The sequence below is a fragment of the Arthrobacter sp. alpha11c genome (assembly GCF_054149985.1).
Window position 1 is genome coordinate 1,428,596 of record NZ_CP196747.1, and the last position, 22,686, is coordinate 1,451,281.

Genomic DNA, 22,686 nt, shown 5'->3' on the forward strand with positions numbered 1-22,686 from the left:
AAAGACAAAAGAGAGGTGGTACCAGCCACAGAGCCGGTACCACCTCTCTTCTGTTGCCGTCTTTACGTCCTGAACCAAGTTGCAGTGCGCTGCATGAGTTCCGTCGAAGAAAGAGAGGCCAAAGAGTGCAGTGATTCACTGACCTCTTGCTCCGTGGCCCACAGCCTATTCGAGCTGGTACCCAGTGTGTAAACCGAACCAGTGACCGTCATCAGCGCGTCCGGACGGACCAGCAGGACCTGCCGGTGCCGCAGGACGTGCTCCATAAGACCGGCGTATAGTTCCGGGTCGTACCCGGTTGAGGTAGCTCCGGAGATCCCTAACTCTACTGCAGGAGCCCGGAGCGAGTTGGTCAGTTCATCCAGAAGGTCAGGGGAAGCGTTGTTGCTCTCGTAGGAGCCTTCGCTGGATTCCATGTCGTTAGCCCGCTGGCGTTTGAGAGTGAGCTGCAGTTCCTTGGTAGGAGCTACCACGACAAAAAGTGTCTCTGGCCCGGCCAGGGGCCGTTCTGCCTCATCGCCGGTGATGTGGGACAGCTCAGAGAACCTGCCCCCGATATGAGGAGCTTCCACGATCAGCATTTCTTCGCCGCCGGGGTGTTCTGCGAACCACTTTCCCACCGCCGAACGGACCCAGGTGCCCATGGCGAGCCTGATCCCCGCATTGGTGATCCCGTCAACTTCGGGATAGAGCGCCGACGCCGTGGGGTGGGAATCCCAGGACTCCCGTGAGACATCCCATTGCAGGACGGTACTGGTTCGTCCGGTCGATTCCACGGCTGCTGCGAGTTCACGCACCAGCAGGCTTTTCCCGGTCCCGGGCAGCCCGACGATGACGACGCAGCGTAGCTCGTCCAGCTTGCCCCAAAGTTCTTCCAGGTATGGCGCCGGCGGCCTTTTCAGCGTCTGGCTCACCGGAACTGATCCACACTGATCATGTTTCCAACCACAACTTCAACTACCGTGGGCTTGCCGGACCGGAATGCGTCTTCAAGTACCGGCCCCAGTTCCTGCGGGGATGCCGCCCGGCCATAGGAGGCACCAAACGAGGTGACGAACTGTTCAAAGTTCGGGTTGACGAGGTCCGTGGCGATAACCTTGCCGCCGTAGAGATCGCGCTGCATTTGTTGGACGTTGCCGTATTGGGAGTTGTTGAACAGGACCGTTACGAGGCCAATGTTGTGCTGGGCTGCGGTCGCCAGTTCCGTAGCAGCGAACATGAATCCGCCGTCTCCGGTAACGGAAAGCACCCGCGTGTCCGGCTTTGCGACTTTCGCACCAAGCGCTGTCGGGAACCCGTATCCAAGTGTGCCCATGTACCCGGTGGAGATGAAGGTGCGGGGTTTGTAGACAGGGAGCAGGATGCGGCTTGCGAAACCAATTTGGGTCAGTTCGTCAACGAAGATCCCGTCCACGCCCAGGGCTTCGCGGATCACTGCGAGGTAGGCTGTCTGCTGGTCCAGGACCGCGCTGCGTTCCTTCCATTCCTTGTGCACCAGTGTCATTTGTTCGGTGATGTCGGCGTTCTGGACACCGCGTTTTTCCAGTCCCTCGATCAGGGCAGGCAGGTGCGATTCGAGGCGTCCGGTGATGGCGGCATCGGGTTGGCCGTAGCGTCCGTGGACCGTCTGGTCGACGTCGATGCGGATGAGTTTACGGTTGCCACGTCCCCAGCCCTGCAGGGCAGACCGGGCACTGCCGCCCAGAGCGATGACGACGTCGGTTTCGGCCCACAGCGGCTTGGCTTCGGGCAGGAAGCAGCTCAGTGGGTGGCGGCTGTCAACAATGCCTCGTCCGGTGCGGTAACCGACCACGGGCGCCTGAAGGATTTCGGCGAGCCTGGTGACTTCGGCGGAAACATCCTGGGCGCCGTTGGCGACGAAGATCATGGGGTTCTTTGCGCTGGCCAGGATGCTCAGGGCCTTTTCGATGCCCTCTTCGTCGATGATGTCTTCGGCCGTGTCGGCCACCGGGACGTGGTCCGGGACAGGAGCGCGTTGTTCCAGAACGTCCATGGGGACTTCCAAGGCAGCGGGGCGGGGCCGTCCTGTGTTGAGGGCGCGGATGGCGTCGGCGATTTTGGTACCAGCTTCGGCAGGGTGGGTGACACGGTCGTAATGCTTGGTCAGTGAGCGCAGCAGTCCAGGCTGGTCCGGGACTTCGTGAAGGGTTCCCAGTTCACGGCCGATTAGCTTCTGGGGAATCTGGCCGGTAAGGAACAGCATTTTGGCGTTCAGGCCGTAGGCGGTGGCCAGGGCAGCTCCTGCATTCAATGCGCCGGGGCCCGGAACGACGTTGCACACACTGGGCTTTCCGGTAGCCATGGTGTGACCCAGTGCCATGTAGGCGGCGCCTTGCTCGTGCCTGGTGTGGATGATGCGGATGTCATCTCCGGCGTCGTAGAACGCGTTGTACAACCAGTCGTTCTGGACGCCGGGCAGTCCGAAGACAGTGGTCAGACCGTTGGCCTTGAGACTGTTGACGACGGCTTCGCCGCCGGTGTTGTAAGTGGTCATGGAATTAGTTCTCTCCTGGTTATGAAAGTGGTATGCGTAGGAAGTCGCTGCCGACCTGGGTCCTGCCGGTGAATTCGCCGGCCGCCTCGGCGAGGATTTCGTCGTCGGACGCCGGGCCGAAGGCGCCTACCGGGCTTAGCAGAAGCTCCCTGGACCCAGCCTCGGCTGCAACATGGGCGGCTCCCCGGGGGTCGCTGTGGACGCTGCGCATGCGGGGAAGCACAAGAGCGGCCCGTTCAGCGCTTAGATAGTCAGTGGCGTTGGTCAGGTATGTCGTCTCATGGATCAAAAGGTCCGCGCCTCGTGCCAGCGAGGCGACCGCTCCGCTGGGTCGTGTGTCCCCGGAGAAGCACACACTCAGGCTGCCCTGGTCGATCCGGTAGCCGAAGGCGTGTTCAACCGGTGGGTGATCCACCAATGCCGCGGTGATTGTGGTGGAGCCGTCATTGATGGTCTCAGGGCCGGTTATTTCCTGCACACGGACGAATTCGCGCAGGTGGGGGCGGCCTTCATCGTTCATGCGCGACCGTATATCGAAGTCGAAGGCCTGGTAATGCAGCTCGAACAGACGTGCCAAGGGCGGTGGACCGATGACGTGGACAGGGGCGCTCAGTTGCGACCATGCCAAGTGCAGCAGCATGGCCACGTCCGCGACGTGGTCGATGTGGTGATGCGAAATCAGGATCCTGCGGAGTCGGCCCAGGTTCAACCCGGCACTAACGAACTGGCTGACTGTCCCGTTGCCGCAGTCGACGAGGGTGATGTCCTGGTCAACCACCAGTGCATGGGAAACGGGACGTCGACCGGGTTTAGGGGTCGGACCGCCGGCTGAGCCGAGCACGACAACTTCGTTGACATGCGGCGTCAGTGCCGGGTTCTTTGTTTCGCTCATGTGTGGCACTCCTTTGAGGGATCACTGTGAATGCACGGGAACGCGCGCCAGGCTGGTCGATGTGACGGTGAGGTTCCTCTTATAGGTCTCCGGCAGCTTCAAGATCGCGATCATCCCGATAGCGCCGATCACGATCAGGTAGAACGCCGGCATGAGTTTCAGCCCGGTGGAGGCGACGAGGAACGCCGCCATATATGGGGCGGTGCCGCCGAACAGTGCGTAGGCGACGTTGTAGCCCAGTGACGCTCCGGAGTAGCGGACCTCAGTCGGGAAGAGTTCGGTTTGGGCCACGACCACGGCTACGGAAATGGCTGTTCCCGGGACGATGGCCATGATCTGCCCGACGATGGCCCCTACGAGGCTGCCGGATCCGATGAGCAGGAAGGCCGGGACGGCGAGAACCATGAGCCCCAGGGTGCCGCCGATGAGAAGAGGCTTACGACCGATCCTGTCGCTGAGCAGGGCGTAGAAGGGAATCAACGCCGCCGCCAGCAACAAAGTCACCGAAGTGGACAGCAGAGCCGCGCTGGAACTCAGACCGATCGTAGAGATGAGGTAAGTGGAGGCGTACGTCTTGGCCACGTAGGAGGCGACAGCTTCGACCATGACGATACAGATCAGGAGCAGCAGTGCTTTTTTGTGGTGACCGAGCAGCTGCCTGATCGGCACGGGCCGGTGTTCGGACTCCTCCTTGGCTACGGCTGCCTGGAACGCAGGGGTTTCTTCGACTTTGAATCGGAGATAGAGCCCGATGCCGGCCAGCGGAAGCGACAGCAGGAAGGGAATCCGCCAACCCCAGGCGATCAATGCCTCTTCACCAAGGACGGCCGTCAGGGCCGCTACAAGGGACGCCGCACAGACAAACGCAACGATTCCCACTGCTTGGATGCTGGAAGTCCACAGCGCACGCCGGCCTTCGGGAGCTGACTCGGCAAGGAACGCTGCTGCACCGGATGTCTCACCACCGGCGGAGAGTCCTTGAAGAAGACGAAGGGAGATCAGCAGAACGGGCGCGAGGACGCCAATGGCCTCGTAGGTAGGCAGCAGGCCGATGGCTGTTGTGGCGCCGCCCATAAGCAAGATCGTGGTGGAAAGGACGGCCCGACGGCCGAGTTTGTCTCCGAGATTGCCGAAGATCACAGCACCCACGGGGCGGGCCAAGAAGGCTACGCCAAATACCGCCAATGCCGACAGGATCGAGGTTGCCGGATCTGCGCTTGGGAAGAACAGTTTTCCCAGCACCGTCGCCAGGTATCCGTAAACGCCGAATTCGAACCATTCAACGGCGTGACCGAAGCATGCGGCGAGAACAATCCTCGGTTTAGGCCGGGGTAGGTTGTTGGTTTGGGTGGCCACGTGTGGCCTCCTTTCTGTGGTGCAACCCGGGTCAGGAGGGTTTAACCTGCGGGGCTATTGAGTGTTTGTGGTCGCTGGCCTGGGAGTTGGTTCGGGGTCGGCCCAGGTGTTCGGCAAGCGTGAAGGCCGCGGTGAGGGCCGGGCCCAGGGAGGCTCCTGATCCTGCGTATCCCGGGCCCATTAATGCCGCTGCGTTCTCACCGACGGCGAAGAGTCCTTCGACCGGTACGCCGTCGTGATCCAGGACTCGTGAGAGGTGGTCCGTAGCAAGGCCGCCTTTGGTTCCGTTGGCACCAAGGACGACTGGGACAGCGAAGAATGGCGGCTGCGCGATAGGACCCAGGCAGGGGTTGGGCTTGTGTGTTTCGTCGCCGTTGAACCGGTCGTGGGGGCTGTTCCCCCGGCCGAACTGGATATCAGTGCCGGTTGCAGCCATCTGGTTGGTTTGGGTGACGGTTTGAATCAACGACGTTGCGTCGATACCGGCGCGGTCGGCCAGGGACTCAAGGTCCTCTTCCTGGATAAATTCGTTTGGAAGGCTCGCCGTGGGGGCCACTCCGGCAACCGTTCGGGTGCTGCGGAAGTCGGCGTCGAAGATCAGCCAAGCAGGTTGGTTAGGGAACCGGTGGCTGGCTGGATCAAACGCAAAGAACGCTTTGCCGAGGTCGTTGTAAGAACTTGCTTCATTGACGAACCTCTCCCCTGACGCGTTGACGAGGATGGATCCCGGGTAGGCGAGTTCCCGGACGACGTTGCGATGCAGGGGCGCATTGTCTATGGACTCGCCGCCGATGGATATCGCAGCGGTCCACCACGCTTCGCTCATCCCCCTCAGAGACCCGCCAAGGGAGGTGCCCAGCTTCAGACCATCCCCCAAGGATCCAGGTGCCGCGGTGGGGACGATGTCAACACGGGGCAGGAAGGCGGAGCGAAGGGTCGCATTCCTGGCGAAACCGCCGGCGGCCAATACTACGGTTCCTGCACTGATCTTGCCCTTGGCAGTGTCCAGAACAAACTGTTCGGATGCCCTTGTGATGGCCGTGACCCGCGCATTAATCTGCAGATCGACGCCGCGCCGCAGGGCCGCCTTCACCAGACCCGCAACAAGCCCGGAACCTTGTGTACGCACGTCGGCAGCGGAGCGCTCACGAAGGACAGACTCCTGGACCCCGGTACGTCCTTCAGGGCCGGTAATGGGTCCCCTTATCGGCGATGTCCGGGTGCGATCACGCCAGGGGCCAAGTTCCTCCGTGGAGACCGGCAACGGCTCGAGGGAACGACCGGAGGCGGCGCCCGTCCAGTCTGGGTGGTAGTCCGGACGGTCAATACTGACCACCGGCATGTCCAGTTCGTTCTCAAGGTAGTCAATGAAGCGTGGCGCGTTGGCAACGAAAGACTGCAGGGATGCCTCCGAGGTGGTTCGGAGGGTGGTGCGCCGCAAGTACTGCAGGGCATCGTCAGCGGAGTCTTCGACGCCGGCACGAGTCATGGCCGGAGACCCTGGAATCCACATCTGACCACCAGAGAGCGCTGTTGTCCCGCCAAGCAGACTCGTCGACTCCAGGACGGCGACGGACAAACCGTGGTCGGCCGCGGCGCATGCGGCAACGAGCGCAGCGCCGCCCGAACCGACCACGGCCACGTCGCAAAAGAATCTGCTCATCGCCTGTGTTGCCCCACTTTTGTTGCTTCGCTGGATTGTCTGCTGTCGGTGCTTGTTGCGGGTTTCATCGGCGGTGGTTCTTCCCTCCCGGGCTGCTTAGGGCAAACGGATTGTTCTCTGCGGCACCTACTGCGACGCGAATGATGCTATTGGAAATCCTATAGGAGATCCTTTAATAGTGAAATTGCTTTTGGGAAGATTTTCTGGACGGCGGGGTCCCAGGATTTGATGTGAACCGTACGCTGGTGGACTCAGCCGAGTCGTGGACCTCATGCCCAAAGGACCCGTCGGCCCTACAGCACCAGAATCTTCGAGAGGAAATCCCTGGCACGTTGCGTTGTGGAGTTCTGAAAAAACTCTTCAACGGGCAGGTCTTCAAGGATCCTGCCCTGGTCCATGAAAACCACCCGGTCCGCGGCCCTTTTGGCGAAGCCCATTTCGTGGGTGACACACAGCATTGTCATGCCCTCCTTTGCCAGACCAGTCATGACTGAGAGCACTTCGTTGACCATTTCCGGGTCCAGCGCGGATGTCGGCTCGTCGAAGAGCATGATCTCAGGGTCCATGGCCAGGGTGCGCGCGATGGCCACCCGCTGTTGTTGCCCACCAGAGAGGTTTTGCGGGTATTTGTCCCCGTGCGCTTCCAACCCGACACGGGCCAGTAGTTGTTTCGACCGTTCCATGGCTTTGGCCTTGCTTCGGCGAAGAACCTTGACCTGGGGCAATGCAACATTCTGCAGGGCCGTGAGATGCGGGAAGAGTTCGAAGTGTTGAAAGACCATGCCGACATTGAAGTGGAGTTTGCGTGGCACCTTTTTGCCCGGCTCCAGCTTGAACCCGGCGATGTCAATTCGTCCCGCGTTGATCGGTTCGAGTCCGTTGAGGGTCTTGATGAAAGTGCTCTTGCCGGAGCCGGATGGGCCGCAAATAATGACGACTTCCCCCTTCTCCACCTGCAGGGAACAATCTTTGAGAACCTCCACAGCCCCGTAGGATTTGGAGACGCCCTGAACAGTGATCATGTGATGCGTCCTTTGCTTGCGTAACTGCTGTGGGCTCGACTTGGGGCGAAGCCGGCCGGCGTGTCAGTGGTGAAGTGCACGGAGGAACTCGATGAACCGTGGGTGCGTGGGGTTGTCGATGGTTTCTTTGGCTGGCCCATCCTCGGCAATTTGACCGCTTTCCATGAAAATGACGCGGCTGCCGACCTCCCGCGCGAAGGCAAGTTCGTGGGTGACGACCACCATGGTCATTCCCTCGGATGCGAGCTGCTTCATTTCCTCAAGTATGTCGACCCGCAACTCAGGGTCCAGAGCGGAGGTTGCTTCGTCAAAGAGCATGACGTCAGGCTGCATAGCAAGCGCACGGGCAATGGCAACGCGTTGCTTCTGACCTCCGGAGAGGGAACTGGGGAAGAAGTCTCTCTTCTGTTCCATGCCGACTTTGCGCAGCCCGGCAAGGGCAAGTTTCTCAGCTTCGACACGATCAATGTTCTTAGCCCTGAGCGGACCTATCATGGCGTTCTCAAGCACTGTCTTGTGCGGAAAGAGATTGAAACTCTGGAAAACCATACCCATGGACATCCGCCACTGTGCCATCGCCTGCATTTCTGCCCGGCGACCCCTGAAATCGAAGAAGTCGATCTCACTGTTGGTCCAGGTCTTGCCCTTGAAGGTGATGGATCCCGTGTCTGGGGGCGCAATGAGGTTCATGGACCGCAGCAGTGTGCTCTTGCCGCAGCCGCTGGGGCCGACAAGGACCACTACTTCGCCGGCGTAGACGTCCAGATTAATGCCTTTGAGTACATTGACCTCTTTGGCGGTGCCGGCGTTGTAGGTCTTGGACACTTTGCGAAGTGCAAGAATCGGTACGCGCTGTTCAGTTTCGTCGCGCTGGGGGTCCGCGTCAGGGAGATCTTCAATGTCTCCAACGGCTATATCCTCGTGCGTCATGAGTTCTTCGCCGTTTTCGACTAGCGGATCGTTCATGGCTTGTGGCCCTTTCATACTGTGAGGCCGCCATCAGCCGTGAAGGCAGCGCCGGTGACATACGACGAATCATCGCAGGCAAGGAAAGCAACGAGGTTAGCGATCTCTTCATAGCGCCCCTCCCTCTTGAAGGGAACTATTTCCCGGACCCTGGCGCGCCGCTTTTCCATCATTTCGTCGGAGGAAATGACCTTGCGGTCTGCCATGAAATTTTCCAGAATTCCTGGGCAGACTGCGTTGACCCGAATGTTGGCGTCGGCGAAGTCTCGGGCCGTCACTTTGGTCAGCTGGAGCAACGCTGCCTTGGAGACGCTGTAGGCGGCTTCGTTGGTGGAGGCCTTGAACGCGGCAATGGAGGCTGTGTTGACGATGACGCCGCCTCCGGCTTCGATCATCGACGGGATCACGCGTGAAGTCATCATGAACGCTGAGCGGAGGTTGACTTTCATGGTCAGATCCCAAACGTCCAGCGGGGTGTTAACAACGTTTCCAGTGGGATTGATTCCGGCGTTATTGAACAGCACATCGATGCGCCCGAACGCCTCCAGGCCGGTCGCCACCACCCGGTTCACGACCTCTTCCTCCGAGACATCGCCGGCCATAGTCACGACCGCTGTCCCGAACTCGGCACGGCACTTGGCCGCCAGAGTCTCGACTTTGTCCTGGTCCAGATCGGTGAGGATCAGTGAGGCGCCTTCAGCTGCAAAGCGTCGGGTGGAAGCCTCCCCCAAGCCGCCGGCAGCTCCAGTGATGAGGACTACCTTTGATTGAAAACGCATGGGAACCTTCCGGGTTGATGTCCACCATCTGCCTGGCGTACAAGGGGTGCTGGCTTGAAGATCTGCTGCCCGGCGGCCGTGGAAGGCCGCCGGGGAGCACGAGTGAGGGAAAGGATCACGGAATTCGCAGCTTTCGCTCGACCCATGAACTGAAGATAGTCATGATGAAAACGACCACCACATACATGAGTCCCACAAGGGTGTAGTACTCGAAGTATTGGAAAGTCTTGGCGGCTGTGTGGCTTGCCCTGTACATGATGTCGGCAACGCCGATAACACCGATGATCGAGGAATCCTTGAGGATGATCGTCCACTGACTGACCAACGAAGGGATGGCCACCCGGACTCCTTGCGGCAGGATGATGTCGGTGTAGGTGCGGGTGGCCGACATGCCCAAAACGGCCGCCGCTTCCCGCTGGCCGCTTCCAACGCTGGACAAGGCCGAGCGCAGGATCTCTGCGATGTAGGCGCTGTTGAGAATGGTGAGACCGATAATTCCAGCCACTATGGGTGGGATCGGAATGCCGGTGACGGCAGGGAGCGCGAAGTAGATAAAGAGGATGTAAACAAAGGCCGAGAGCGACCGGAAAATCTGCGTCAATGCAAATGCGGTCTTTTCCAGCCACTTGAGGCCGCTCAGACGCATCAGGGTCAGGATGAGCCCACCGATGCAGGCAAGGCCGAACGACGCGAAGGTCACCGCGAGTGTGACGTAGATGCCCTCGGAGATAGCACCGGTGGAACCCAGAACAGGTCCCCAGGTGGCCCATAGTTTTTCGAACCAGTCGCTCATTTGATCCGTAGCCCCCTTTCGGCGAGGTTGAAGGCAAAGGACGCCGCGAAGGCCATCAGGATCAGGATTATTGCCAATCCTGCGTAGGCCTCGAACGGCAGGAACAGGCTTGTCGACATGTCCTGTGCTACGAAAACGGCTTCAGCGACTCCGATGACGGCAGCGTAGGTGGCCCCTTTGAGTTGCATGACGAAGACGTTCCCCAGCTGGGGTAGGGCAATTCGGATTGCTTGGGGAAACAGCACGGAACTGTAAGCCTGCCAGCGTGTCATTCCGAAGGATTTGGCCGCCAACGCCTGTCCCTTGTCGAGGGCAAGGAATGAGGATCGGAAGACCTCGGCCGTGACTCCGGACGTTGCAATGCCTAGTGCGACGATCACGGCAGCCACCGGCGGGATGTTGAATCCGATGACCTGCGATACGCCGAAATAGACCCAGAGAAGGAGAACGTACAACGGGGCGCCGCGCACGAACTGGACGAGGATGTAGGAAATCGTTCTGAAAGAACCGTTTCCGCGGGACATCGAGGCTAAGCAGAGGCCGACGACGACTGTTAGCACAAAGCTTGCAAGGGCAATGTAAATGTCCACTGCTGCCCCGGCAAGGAAGAGGTCATACCGGCTGAGGACTTCGCCCCAATTCATATCAGGCATTATTTCCTAAGTGGCTGTGGGGAGGCTATCCCGGTTAGACCTCAATGAGGGCGCCGCCGGGTCCGACGGTGACGACCGGGAGCTTGAATTCGGTCCGGAGCGCATCTCCGACCCATTTGTTCCACAGTGTCGCGATCGTGCCACGGCCAGCGTGGTGGCGAAGCCAGTTTGAAACCCAGACCTGCGACTTGAAGTCGCCCTGGGGCAGAAGGAAGGTGTTGACGTCTACGTACAGCGGATCGCCGGGCAACACCGTCAGGCCCGGGTTGTTGCGGAGCCCGTTCATGACATTGAAGATCGATGCCAACGTGATGTCCGCACGGCCCGAAGCAACCTCTGCGATAGCCACAGTTGCATCGGCCAAAGCAACGAACGTTGCCCTGGGGTATCGTTGGGCGCCGATAATGGCCTGCGAGGATCCCTGGATCACAGCGATCTTCACGGCTGGATCGTTCAGTTGGGCGTCCTTTTCAAGAGTGCTGCCAGGCCTACGAAGAGCGTAGATGGCTGCATAGTTCGCCGGGATATCCGCGAACATGCCCTCGTTTGCCCGAGTCGGCAGGTTCGTCACCGGTTCGAGCATTTCGACTTTGCCCGACACCAGCGCAGGGACCAGCTGAGCGAAGGGCATCTCGGTGAAGTTGATCTTAATGTCCTTGTCCAGGTCCGCCATCATCATCTTGATCATTTCAACGCTGAACCCGTCCGGCTCCCCTGCGGAGTTGCGGAACTGCATCAAGGGGGTGGAGAACTCCCAGCCCAGGTTGGCTTCCTTTGTACGACGCCACTTGTCCACCAAAGGTTCTTTGTCCGGCGCGCCGGCACCCCCAGAGCTCGCACCGCCGTCGGCGCCCGGAATGAGGCGGGTCAGGCCAAATACGGCAGCACCAGCGGCTGCGCCGGCAATGAGCCCGCGGCGTCCGGGGTGCTCAGTGGCCTTGGTTGCCTGGGCTTCCTGCGTGTCGTTCTCGGTCTTGTCGCTGATGGCCATCTCAAGTCCTTCCTTGTGGGGACGCGGCTCATTCGATCCACGTTGCTGTGATGTAAATCATGCTATCTCATATCGTATAGGAAAACCTACAGGTTTTTGATCGTATTTGAAGTTTCGTCAAATTTGTCTGGGCAGCGTTTGATTGCGGCTTTGACTAGGCCGGTTGTGCCGGCAATTCCCGGGTCATGAATACCCGTGCATGCGCGTCAGGCTGCCGAGTACCGTTCCTCGCTCTGGCAGGCAGTAGTGTTATCTCATCTGCCGTTGCCGTCGTACCACTCGACTTTCCTGGGGAAATCTATGAATGAGAACGCTCTGCATGGATTTGGGGCTCGGCACTGATCGTCATCGCTTTGACGGCTTGCGGAGGCAGCGGCACGTCGAGCGACGCCGTGTCCAAGCCTGCCAGCAAGACAGCCACGCCGACGCCGACTGCGGCGAAAAGGAATTGACACAATGACTGAAATTGCTTGGACCGAGGGAACTTGGACGACCGAACCTGCGAACGTGGAGTTTGCCGAAGACGGCATGCTGGTGACCGCCGTCGAGAAGAGTGACGCCTGGCGCGTCACTTCGTACGGATTCATTCACGACACCGAACACGCCCTCCTCGCCCCTTTCGGGCAGGACACTGCCATGGAGGTGTCTTTCCATCTCGATTTCTCGGCCCAGTTCGACCAGGCCGGGATCTTCGTCCGTGTCGATGACACGACATGGATCAAGACGGGCATCGAGTGGAGCGACGGCGAGGGAAGCCTCGGAGCGGTGGTGACGCGTGGTGTATCTGATTGGTCTTTGTCCCCGGTTCCCGGCTGGGATGGCCGGTACGTCACTGTCCGGGCCAGTAGGTCCGGCAACGCCCTGACCGTCCGGGCCCGAGTTGATGACGACCTATGGCAGCTGGTAAGGGTAGCGCCTCTTGACCCGGAAGCTGTCGTCACCGCAGGGCCCTACTGCTGCGCCCCTTCGCGCCCTAACCTCACCGTGCTCTTCACGTCCTGGCGAACGACAGCCCCGGACGACAGCTTGCACCCCGACGCTTAGGTGCCCATCGAAGGCCGCGCTCCCCCGCCTGCCCTAACTGTCCTGCAGTCTCCCAGCACGGATATCCTCCTCATCCGTGCAAGAAGTCTTGACGGGGTGGGCGAGCCTCGTCTTCGAGATAGAGCCGCACGACCGGACCCGCCGCCGTCGACGATTGGGGCGGCAACGTCACATCAAGCGACTCAGCGGAACGCTGCCAAGCAACGTCGTCGGCAGAACCGAGGACTCGAACCTCCCGGATTCCTCGGGTAAGGAGCCCGGCGCCGCTTCCAAACGATCGGATTCTGGCCTTTCCATCCTGCGGATGTGCAAGCAATGTCGCATAAACGTAGTCGCCGGTGACATCGTTCCGAGTCGTGAAACGAACATCGGCGCCGGTGTAATCAGGCGAGGAAGTGTCGACGAACGAGCCGGCCGTGACCACCGTTGGACCTTCCCCGGGAATGATCCACGGTCGACTGCCGTAGATCGCTTCCCCGTTTCGGGTCAGCCACTCCCCGATGGCTTTGAGGAGCTGTCGTTCCCTTTCCGGGATGGTGCCGTCGGGCTTCGGTCCGACGTTCAGGAGGAGAACGCCGTTTTTTGAGACGGTGTCAACCAGTTCGGCAATTAGCTCGTCGGCGCCTTTGTACACGTGTCCTTCGACCCAGCTCCACGATGTTCGCGACACCGACGTGTCATTCTGCCAAATGTCGTCGCGAATGCCGCCCATCGTCCCGCGTTCGATGTCGTAGACAGCGCTCCCGGGCGCGAATGAATTCCACTTGAAGTTGATGACGACCTCACGGCCCCACTCGGCGGCGCGGTTGTAGTAGTACGCAGCGAAGCGACGCAGATACGGCTCGAACGCAGCCGACTCGATCCACCAATCGAAGTAGAAGATCTGCGGCCGGTATTTGTCGACGATCTCGACACACCTCAGAAGCCAGTCCTCGAGAAAGCGCTCATTCGGAGCGATCTCCTCACGCTGGGCCGGTCCATAGAAGTCCGCGTAAGCGGGATCGCGAACGTCGGAGTCGAACCGGGCACCTCCGTTCATGAAGAACCAATGCTCTGCGCGATGACTCGACGCGCCGAGAACCATCCAGGCACGATCCACTGCGTCGCCGAGCTGCCGGAACACGTCCTGGCGCGGGCCCATCTGCGTCACGCTCCACCGCGAACGGCCGGTGTCGTACAGGGCGAAACCGTCGTGGTGCTCGGCCACCGGCACCACGAACTGCGCCCCGGCCTCCTTGAACAGCGCGGTCCAGTCGTCGGGCTGGAACTTGTCCATGGTGAAACTTGGGATGAAGTCCTTGTACCCGAATGTGCGCTGCGCTCCGTATGTGGCGATGTGATGCTCGAATGACTTCGTACCCTGCAGGTACATGGAGCGGGAGTACCACTCGTCCTCAAACGCAGGGACGGAGAACACTCCCCAATGGAGGAAGATCCCGAACTTGCCGTCGTGGTACCACAGCGGTGCCCGGTACCTCTGTAGCGACTCCCAGGTCGAGTCGTAGGGCCCGGCATCGATGACCTGCTTCACGCCCGCCAACGCCGCGGTGTTATCAGAAACATCGACCGGAACGGGGAGGTCGTCAGGGTTGATCAAGGGCAACGTCATTGTGGATCCTTCTCACGAGCGTCATCGAATCGAGGTTTTTGGGCCAAGCCGACCTGTTGGAAGGTTGACAGCATTGGGCGTTCTGCAGGACAGTGTACCTCAACTTGGAGCGCTCCAAGGATATGACTGTTCAAAGGAGAATGGAATGGAAATCCCATGCTGAAAAGTCCGAAACGTCCCCGAGCCATGCTTTCCCTCCTCGCCGCCGTACTCCTCACGGTGGCGGCACAAAGCAACGCCGGGGTGGCAAACGCTGCAGGATCAGACCACTTCGTTGATTGCTCGGCCAGCACGAATGGCCTGGGACTCAGGCGAGTCCGTGGAATTCGCTGGCACCGGTGAACTCCCTGCAGTTCGGCCCTGGCGAACGAGTCCTGTTCAAGGCGGGAACGACCTGCGTTGGTCAGCTGACACCGTCCGGGTCGGGAGCGGCAGGCAGCCCCGCCGTCATCACAAGCTATGGATCTGGTGCCAGCCCGACCATCGATGGCAACGGCGTGGTGGGTGCGGTGATCAAAGCTCCTCAACGTCCAGCAGTGGCAACTCTCGGGTCTCGAGGTCCGTAACGCCGCGGCGTCCCCCGCGTTCAGGAGCGGAGTGCTGGTCGAGAACTCGTCGGGGACGACGCTCTCGGGCATTTCCATTACCAACATGACGGTTCGCAATATCTCCGGATGGTCAGGCGGCTGGTACTCGTCGAACGCGGGAATCGGCGTCCAGACCGACCAGACGGCGTCCGTCTCCACCTGGAACGACATCACGATCGCCAACAACACCTTCGACCACGTCGACCGCATCGCCATTGCTGTCACACCAGACGGCAACGCTCGTGGTACGGGCCAGACGACGAACGTTCGCATCCTGAACAACAACATCCGGTACTCCGGCGGCGACGACATCCTGGTCGTCAACGGCGCTGGAGCGCTGATTGACGGGAATGATGCGGCATACGGCGGGGTCAAAGCGACGACCGGCTGCCCGCCCTCCGGGAACATCTGCAATACGGCCGCAGCTTCAATCTGGGTGGCCGGCAGCAGCGACACGACGATCCAGAACAACACAGTGGCGTGCACGATCAACCAGCAGGACGGCATGGCGTTCGACGTCGACTGGGGCAACCACAATACGACGATCCAGTACAACTACTCGCGCAATAACTCCGGTGGCTTTCTCTTGATGATGCAGCAGATCGGGAGCGAACCCCCAAGCGACGGAACGGTCGTCCGCTACAACGTGAGCGAAGACGATACGAACACGGCCGGTTGCCCGATTACCAGCAACTTCAACCGAGCTCACAACGTGTTTGACTTTCCCGGGGCCATCCCCAACCAGAGCGGCTCAGCCGCGCCCCTTCCGGACATCTACAACAACACGATCTATATCTCATCCGGACGGGCGACATCGGTGATCGGAACGCGAACCGGCAATACGCAGTCAGGTTCCTACAAGCTCCGAAACAACCTGGTGCTGAACTTCGGATCCAAGGGCTACCTGCAGACGACGGGTTCCGTCTTCGCCAACAACCTGCTGTATGGGCCGCGCAATAACAATGAGCCGACGACGGGGACCATCTATCTGTCGCCACAGTTGGTCGGTCCGCTGCAATCCGCGACGCAGGCATCGGGCGGCGCGGCGGCCTATCAGCCGCGCGAGTCCTCGCCCGCCTTGGGCGCTGGCGTCCCCATCGCCTCGAACGGCGGCCGGGATTTCGTCGGCAACCCGGTTGCGGCTGTACCCAGTATCGGTGCCTATGAGACAGCCAGCACGAATCTTGTTCCAAATGGCAGCTTTGATTCGGGAGCCCTCACGCCCTGGACGCTGAGTGGGTCAGGATCGTCAGTGACGACAAGTACGTGGTCGAACGGCCCCTCTGCCCTGCAGACCGGCAATGCGAACAGCGGAGCCGAAAACACTGTCAGCGGGCTCACTCCCTCGACCGCGTACCTCCTCTCGGCATGGGTCAAGGTGGGTGTCGTCGGCGAGCAGCTCGCGATAGGAGTCAAGAACTACGGCGGAACGGAGACCTTCAGCAAATCGACCGACACGGCCTGGGCGCTCAATACGGTGGCATTCACGACCGGATCCACCAACACGACCGCGACGATCTACTGCTACAAGAACGCCGGGACCGGCCCGGGCTTCTGTGACGACTTCAGCATCGTCAAGCTCACCAACCCAGGAAGCCTGGTGTCTAACGGAGGGTTCGAGACCGGCTCTCCATCACCCTGGACGCCGTCGTCGTCAGTCCCCGTCAGCCTCAACGCTGGTGCCGCCCACAGCGGGTCGTTCGGGCTCGCGACGGGACCGGCGAACAGTGGGGTTCAGCAAACGATCAACGGGCTCCGGCCCGGCACGACGTACGTTCTCACGGGGTGGCTGCATGCGGTGGCGGGCGAGGAGATTGCTCTCGGCGTCAAGTCATTCGGCGCTGCCGAGTCATTCCACGCGGTGGCCGGGGCGACATACGCTCCCGCGGCAGTGGTGTTCACCACGGGCACTGCCAGCACGCAAGCAACCGTCTATTGCTACAAGAACGCGGGATCGGCGGCCGGGGCATGCGATGACCTCGCGCTGAAAGAGGTGGGCTAGTCACCAACTCAATCTGTGGCTGTGTCGGCAAATCGCCGACACAGCCACATCGCGCTACTGTCTTTCGTACGCTACTGTCTTTGTTACGCTCCAAATCGGCCGCCGGCCGATGGATCTTCAGGCGCGGCGAGTTAATTATCGAAGGACGGGAATGGGCCGGCAAGTAACACTGGAAGACGTCGCCGCCGAGGCGCACGTCTCGAAGAGCAGCGTTTCGAACGTGATCCGAAACCATCCGAATGTTAGGGAATCGATGCGCCAGCGCGTCAACGCGGCCATCGAAAAACTCGGCTACCGCCCCCAGGCCATTGGCCAGAATCTCGTCTCAGGGCGGACGGGTCTCGTGAGTCTTGCGATCCCCAATTTTGCGCAGCCCTACTTCGCCGAGTTGGCGCGGGCCGCGGTTGCCGCAGCCGACGATGCCGGGATGCGCCTGATCGTTCAGCAGACCGATAATCTCCTGGAGCGTGAACGAGAAGCTGCGGACTCGTGGAATCTGGGCTCCGCGGATGGTCTCATCTTCAGCCCATCGGTGATCGAGGACGAAGAGATCGAACTGAGGCGTGGCCGGGCACCGCTCGTGCTGTTGGGTGAGCGATCGAAGTTGTCGTCCGTTGATCGCGTCGGCATTGACTCGGTGGCGATTTCACACACTGCCACCAAGCACCTGTTGGATCAGGGCCGGTCGCGACTGGTGATGATCGGGGACAAGACGTTCGGTGACCCATTCGTGGTGTCGGAGCGTGAAGCCGGTTTTCACCTGGCGCTGGAGGAGGCCGGTCTGCGCGAAGCAGGGCCCGTCACGGCCGTTCGGGATTGGACTCGCGACGACGGAGCCCGCTCAATCGAAGAGCTCGTCGACGCCGGCGTCGAGTTTGACGGGGTTTTCTGCGCGAACGACCTGCTCGCACTGGGCGCGATGTCGGCGCTTCGGCGACGCGGCCTGAAGGTCCCGGAGGACGTCGCGGTGATCGGAATCGACGACATCGAAGACGGCCGGTTTGCTTCACCGACGCTTTCCACGATGTTCATCGACAAAGAGTGGATGGCGCGTGAGGCGATCCGGCTGCTAGCCAAGCAACTCACCGACCCGGACTCGGTCCCCGAACAACTCAGCGTTCCGTTCCACCTCGTCGCGCGCGAATCAACCGCTTAGCCCGCTGACCCCGGGGAAACCACATCAGTTGTCGCCGGCACCTGCGCAGCGACTGCCCCCTGCCCTGCCCAGCAGAACCGCAGAGCCTCCATCACCGGCTCCCCGAAGGGCGGACGCTGCGGCGCCCGCGGGTGCACGGCCCTCAGCCTCCGGTGCTATCCGCACGGCCTTCCGTCCATGGTCCCGATGCAGCCGGTCCTCGCACACAAACTCCTCCGGAACCTGCTTCTCGCTGCCAGATTGAAGCGGGCGTAGCGGGTCGATATCGCCTTCGTGACGTCACTGCGTTCGCTTTTTGAAAGCTCCCCGGTGGAGCGTGCCGTAGCGGCGCGCGCCAGACGGCGCCCGCCGCTACGGGACATTCACAGAGGATTCCTCGAACACCGCTCCCGGGCATCTCTGAGAAGTCGAAAGCGCTGACTTGACAAATCCATGGTGCGAGATCATTCTGTAGATGCGCCCATTTGGAGCGTTACAAATTCTCAATGGAGAGGACACCATGAATCACAGCACCCGACCTGTTCGCAGGGATGTTGCTCCTTCAGACAGCACTAGAGGCCGTCGCGGACGCCTGGTCGTGGGAGCTGTTCTCGCCCTGTCCGCGCTCCTGATGACGGGTTGCTCGTCGACTGGCGCAAGCGGAACCGGCGACAAGACTGTCCTGAAGGTGTATGGCTGGAAAGGCGGCGACGCCGAGCCGGCGAACGTGAAAGAAATCAACGCCGCCTTCGAGAAGGCGAATCCTGATATTTCGCTCAAGTACGAATTCATCCCGTCAGCTGCATATCCCCAGCGTGTGCAGTCCGAACTTCTCGCCGGAAACACCGCCGACGTCATCATGACCGACTCGGCCAAGGTTCAGGACTGGGGATCCTCGGGATACCTCGAGGATCTGTCGTCGCAGCCCTGGGTGGGCGGGGTGCGCAAGGAGATCAAGCCGTTCGTTGAGAACGAGGGTAAGACCTATGCGATGCCGATGGAGGTTATTGGCATTTCGCTGTTCGCCAACAACGCCCTGCTGCAGAAGGCAGGAATCACGTCGACGCCCGCGACGTGGCCCGAGTTCGAGGCGGCCCTTCAGAAGGCGAAGGACGCCGGCATCACTCCAATTTCCTTGCCCAACAAGGGCGGGTGGACGGGAGACGCGGCGATCAACGCCATTGCTGCCACGCTCGTGTACAAAGACAACCCGACGTTCGACGCGGACTTCGTGCAAGGAAAGGCGTCTTTCTCTACGTGGAAGTCGTCGCTGCAGCAACTGATGGATCTGCAGTCGAAGGGGTTTGTTGATTTCAAGAGCGAGCTTGGCGTTGATGAGTGGAGCACTGGGATCTCTGACTTCCAGGCGGGCAAGAGCGCATTCTATGTGCAGGGCGCGTGGAACCAGTCAGCGTTCACGAAGGCCGGGCTGGATGACTCGTTGATCCCGTGGCCGGCGACCAGCAAGGCCGATTCGAACGCGAACCTGTTTGTCGGGACGATGTTCAGCGTCAATGCCAAGTCGAAGGTCAAGTCGGCGGCAGAGAAGTATGTCGAGTTCTGGTCTGAGAGCAAGAACGCCTCTCCTTATCTGGAGGCCGAGAATGCAGTGTCGCCGTTCACCAACGGCGAGAACCCGTCCGGAGCCGCGACAAAGGCCTTCGTTGCGGCGGTGAACGAGGGAAGGTACCGCATCCTTCCTTCCAACACGTGGGCGGATGCCGCGGGCGAGAAGACATTGCAGGAGCAGATCCAGGCCCTCTGGCTTGGTCAGCAGAGCATCGATCAGACGGTCAAGAACCTCGACGAGAAGCTCAAGCCCAAGAAGTAGGCAACGGCGGCAGGGGCCGTGTGGCATCCAGCTCGGCCCCTGCCGTTCAGTTCAATTGAAGGAATTTCGATGATCCACCGCAGACCGCTCGTAGCCGTCGCTTTCATGGCCCCCGCCCTGGCGTTGTACTTCGCCATTATTGTGTACCCGCTGGTGCAGGGGCTCGTGTTGAGCGTCACGGACAGCAAGATTGGCAATGCCGGCGACTTCGTCGGAGCGGCGAATTACGCCGCCATGGCAAAGGACGGCGACGTCATACGAGCACTGGGCGTCACGGTGGCGTATGCGGTCGTGGTGGTCATCGCACAGAATGCGATCGGTCTGGTCCTGGCCAGGGCTCTGTTCATGCGCCCGCGCGTCCGCCAGCTGGGCAGCACAATCATTCTCGTTCCCACTCTCATGTCAGCCGTGATGGCCGCGTTCGTCTGGAACTCGCTTCTGGCACCAGACGGAGCTGTCAACTCCCTCCTTAAATCGCTGGGTTTGAACACGCTCACACATGTGTGGCTCGGCGATCCGTCAACGGCACTCTGGGCGATCGCGCTGGTCAACATTTGGATGTTTTCGGGCTATTCAGCTGCCATCTTTTTAGCCGGGTACATGAACCTCCCGGCCGAACTCCTCGACGCATCGAGCGTGGATGGAGCGACAGGCTGGCGCAGATTTGTCTCGGTCGAGTGGCCGCTTCTCGCCCCGGCCACGACCGTAAGCGTCACCCTTTCCCTTCTGGGGTCGCTCAAAGTTTTCGAACTCCCCTTCGTGATGACGAACGGTGGGCCAGCCGGTTCAACCACGACCCTGACCATGCTGATCTTCCAAAAGATCTTCGGAGGACAGGGAAGTTTCGCCTATGGCACGACCATTGCCGTCCTGCTTCTGGTTGTCGTCGTGCTGTTTGCCGGGGCCACCCAATCCCTTCTTCGACGTCGCGAGGAGCGAATCTAACATGGAGAACACAACGATCACCGCAGCTCCAACACCCCCGACAGCATTCCGAGGGGAACGTCGAGCGGAACGTCGAGCCGGGGCACGACGTCGGCGCGGGCCCCTATCGCTGGTCGGCGACGTGATCCTGGCCATGTCCGTCATCCTGATCTTCGTCCCGTTCGCCTACACAGTCGTGACATCCTTGCGCCCGCCTTCCGACGTGATCAACGATCCGCTGGGCTGGCCGACGAGCCTGACGATCGATAACATCACGAACGCCTATTCGAAGATGAACTACACCCAGGGGGTGCTCAGTTCGACCATTGTCTTGGCGGGCGCGTTGATCTTGACCATCATCGTCGGAGCGCTTGCCGCGTACCCGCTTGCACGTATCACCCGTTCGTGGACGACGTGGGTGTACCGCCTCTTCCTTGCGGGCTCGACGGTCCCGATCTTTGTACTAATCGCACCGCTATACCTCTTGCTTCGAGACGTTGGCCTTCTGAACAGCTACGCGGGAATCATTCTCGCCTACACCGCCATCAACCTTCCGGTCGCGATCTTCTTCTACACGTCGTTCTTCCGACAGATTCCGATCGAGCTGGAGGAAGCGGCCGCGATCGATGGATCGGGACCGGTGCGCACGTTCTTCGTTGTGCTGTTCCCTCTCCTCCGACCCGTCACTGCGACCCTTGCCACGTTCCTGACTCTCAGTGTCTGGAATGACCTGCTCATTCCGCTGGTCTTCGTGCAGGATCCATCGTTGAAAACGGTGATGGTGAATGCCTACTCCCTTGTTGGCAGCTACACCCTGGACCCGAGTTTGCTCTTCCCCGCCGCGTTGCTCGGCGTCGCGCCCCTACTCATCGTGTTTGCCTTCTTGCAACGGCAAATCGTAAGCGGACTCACGATGGGTGCCGTGAAGTCCTGACAATGGCGAACAACAACTTACAACAGGCAACCGCTCTCCAAACAACGAACCCACGCCACGCCACGATCGAACGGTCCGAATTGCGCATCCGAGACCCGTACATCGTGGAGTACGAGGACCGCTACCTGCTCTTCGGGACGACGGATCCGAGCCCCTGGCACGGGCCGGGGGCCGGGTTCGACCGTTACGAGAGCGATGACCTCGAGCAGTGGAGTGGACCCTTCCCTGCCTTTCGTCCGGGTCCTGGATTCTGGGGCGAGACCCAATTTTGGGCGCCAGAAGTGCATTACTACAACGGCACATGGTGGATGTTTGCGACCTTCGCCGACCGCGCGGGCCGCCGCGGCACCCAGGTGCTGGCAGCAGCAGCCCCAGATGGGCTGTTCCAACCATGGAGTGACGGACCTGTCACACCGAGTGGATGGATGTGTCTTGATGGCACCCTGTACCAGGATCGCTCCGGTGCGCCATGGCTGGTCTTCTGTCATGAATGGCTTCAGGCAGGGGATGGCGCAATTTATGCGCAGCGTCTCAGTGACGACTTGCGAACCTCGAGAGGGGATCCGATTCTCCTGTTCACGGCCTCCGAGGCGCCCTGGACACGACCCTTTCGCAATGAGGAAACGGGTTACGACGACATCGCGTTCATCACTGATGGTCCCTTCGTGATCCACGATGACGCGGGGCTTGCACTCCTCTGGTCCAGCGGCGGCGAAGGAGGCTATTCAGTCGGAGTGGCCCGCAGCTCCACCGGACTCATCACCGGACCTTGGGTGCACGAATCGCAACCCCTCGTTGGATCTGATGGCGGACACGCAATGCTGCTCACAACACGAAATAGCCGCTTTCTGGTGTTTCACCAGCCCAATGAACTGACCTTTGAGAGGCTTACGATCCGATGCGTGGCCGAAACCAACGGGATCTACCGGGTCCCAGCTCCAAATGACGACTATTCCAACTAAACAAAACAATCGCCTCAGTGGCTTAGCC

Annotated in this window: 19 protein-coding genes; 7 read left to right on the plus strand and 12 right to left on the minus strand. The window is 60.5% G+C overall.

Annotation, left to right across the window (positions count from 1 at the left end; translation table 11 throughout):
• Positions 1-62: 62 nt before the first annotated feature.
• The 11 genes from ACTAQJ_RS06505 to ACTAQJ_RS06555 all read right to left on the minus strand — a co-directional run bounded on the left by ACTAQJ_RS06505 (position 63) and on the right by ACTAQJ_RS06555 (position 11,630).
• The gene (locus ACTAQJ_RS06505) at positions 63-914 is read right to left on the minus strand and encodes a hypothetical protein (protein ID WP_498701479.1); all 852 of its coding nucleotides are present in this window, start codon (positions 912-914) and stop codon (positions 63-65) included.
• Positions 911-2,515, minus strand: a complete 1,605-nt coding sequence (locus ACTAQJ_RS06510) for a thiamine pyrophosphate-dependent enzyme (protein ID WP_498701480.1) — start codon at positions 2,513-2,515, stop codon at positions 911-913. Before ACTAQJ_RS06510 ends, ACTAQJ_RS06505 begins: the two co-directional genes overlap by 4 nt.
• A 19-nt stretch (positions 2,516-2,534) precedes the next feature.
• Complete coding sequence (locus ACTAQJ_RS06515) at positions 2,535-3,407, minus strand: MBL fold metallo-hydrolase (protein ID WP_498701481.1); 873 nt, start codon at positions 3,405-3,407, stop codon at positions 2,535-2,537.
• A 21-nt stretch (positions 3,408-3,428) separates the two neighbouring features.
• Positions 3,429-4,763, minus strand: coding sequence for an MFS transporter (locus ACTAQJ_RS06520; protein WP_498701482.1), 1,335 nt, complete (start codon positions 4,761-4,763; stop codon positions 3,429-3,431).
• Positions 4,764-4,794: 31 nt separating this feature from the next.
• Positions 4,795-6,426: an FAD-dependent oxidoreductase gene (locus ACTAQJ_RS06525; protein ID WP_498701483.1), complete on the minus strand. Its 1,632-nt coding sequence runs from the start codon at positions 6,424-6,426 to the stop codon at positions 4,795-4,797.
• 293 nt (positions 6,427-6,719) lie between these two features.
• A complete protein-coding gene (locus ACTAQJ_RS06530; RefSeq protein WP_441437354.1) occupies positions 6,720-7,448 on the minus strand; it encodes an amino acid ABC transporter ATP-binding protein in 729 nt (242 codons plus the stop codon).
• Positions 7,449-7,511: 63 nt separating this feature from the next.
• Positions 7,512-8,414: an amino acid ABC transporter ATP-binding protein gene (locus tag ACTAQJ_RS06535; protein ID WP_441437355.1), complete on the minus strand. Its 903-nt coding sequence runs from the start codon at positions 8,412-8,414 to the stop codon at positions 7,512-7,514.
• Positions 8,415-8,428: 14 nt separating this feature from the next.
• Complete coding sequence (locus ACTAQJ_RS06540) at positions 8,429-9,193, minus strand: SDR family NAD(P)-dependent oxidoreductase (RefSeq protein WP_498701484.1); 765 nt, start codon at positions 9,191-9,193, stop codon at positions 8,429-8,431.
• A gap of 115 nt (positions 9,194-9,308) precedes the next feature.
• Positions 9,309-9,986: an amino acid ABC transporter permease gene (locus ACTAQJ_RS06545; protein WP_498701485.1), complete on the minus strand. Its 678-nt coding sequence runs from the start codon at positions 9,984-9,986 to the stop codon at positions 9,309-9,311.
• Positions 9,983-10,639, minus strand: a complete 657-nt coding sequence (locus tag ACTAQJ_RS06550; protein ID WP_498701486.1) for an amino acid ABC transporter permease — start codon at positions 10,637-10,639, stop codon at positions 9,983-9,985. Before ACTAQJ_RS06550 ends, ACTAQJ_RS06545 begins: the two co-directional genes overlap by 4 nt.
• 34 nt (positions 10,640-10,673) lie before the next feature.
• On the minus strand, positions 10,674-11,630 hold the full coding sequence (locus tag ACTAQJ_RS06555) for a transporter substrate-binding domain-containing protein (protein WP_441437359.1): 957 nt from the start codon (positions 11,628-11,630) through the stop codon (positions 10,674-10,676).
• Between the two features lie 456 nt (positions 11,631-12,086).
• Here ACTAQJ_RS06555 and ACTAQJ_RS06560 point away from each other — a divergent pair, with 456 nt between their 5' ends.
• The gene (locus ACTAQJ_RS06560; RefSeq protein WP_441437360.1) at positions 12,087-12,674 is read left to right on the plus strand and encodes a DUF1349 domain-containing protein; all 588 of its coding nucleotides are present in this window, start codon (positions 12,087-12,089) and stop codon (positions 12,672-12,674) included.
• Positions 12,675-12,744: 70 nt separating this feature from the next.
• Here the strand turns inward: ACTAQJ_RS06560 and ACTAQJ_RS06565 are convergent, their stop codons facing one another.
• Positions 12,745-14,283, minus strand: a complete 1,539-nt coding sequence (locus ACTAQJ_RS06565; RefSeq protein WP_498701487.1) for an alpha-L-fucosidase — start codon at positions 14,281-14,283, stop codon at positions 12,745-12,747.
• 597 nt (positions 14,284-14,880) lie between these two features.
• Here ACTAQJ_RS06565 and ACTAQJ_RS06570 point away from each other — a divergent pair.
• From ACTAQJ_RS06570 to ACTAQJ_RS06595, 6 genes are all read left to right on the plus strand, one after another.
• Positions 14,881-16,872, plus strand: a complete 1,992-nt coding sequence (locus ACTAQJ_RS06570) for a carbohydrate binding domain-containing protein (RefSeq protein WP_498701488.1) — start codon at positions 14,881-14,883, stop codon at positions 16,870-16,872.
• A 151-nt stretch (positions 16,873-17,023) separates the two neighbouring features.
• Entirely contained in the window at positions 17,024-18,028 is a 1,005-nt protein-coding gene (locus tag ACTAQJ_RS06575; protein ID WP_441437363.1) for a LacI family DNA-binding transcriptional regulator, read from the plus strand.
• 577 nt (positions 18,029-18,605) lie between these two features.
• Positions 18,606-19,838 (plus strand): ABC transporter substrate-binding protein, encoded by a 1,233-nt coding sequence (locus ACTAQJ_RS06580; protein ID WP_477516068.1) that lies wholly within the window; start codon positions 18,606-18,608, stop codon positions 19,836-19,838.
• A 69-nt stretch (positions 19,839-19,907) separates the two neighbouring features.
• Positions 19,908-20,783: a carbohydrate ABC transporter permease gene (locus ACTAQJ_RS06585; RefSeq protein ID WP_441437365.1), complete on the plus strand. Its 876-nt coding sequence runs from the start codon at positions 19,908-19,910 to the stop codon at positions 20,781-20,783.
• 1 nt (position 20,784) lies between these two features.
• Positions 20,785-21,696: a carbohydrate ABC transporter permease gene (locus ACTAQJ_RS06590; RefSeq protein WP_441437366.1), complete on the plus strand. Its 912-nt coding sequence runs from the start codon at positions 20,785-20,787 to the stop codon at positions 21,694-21,696.
• Positions 21,697-21,698: 2 nt separating this feature from the next.
• Complete coding sequence (locus ACTAQJ_RS06595; RefSeq protein ID WP_441437367.1) at positions 21,699-22,658, plus strand: glycoside hydrolase family 43 protein; 960 nt, start codon at positions 21,699-21,701, stop codon at positions 22,656-22,658.
• The last annotated feature ends 28 nt before the right edge of the window (positions 22,659-22,686 follow it).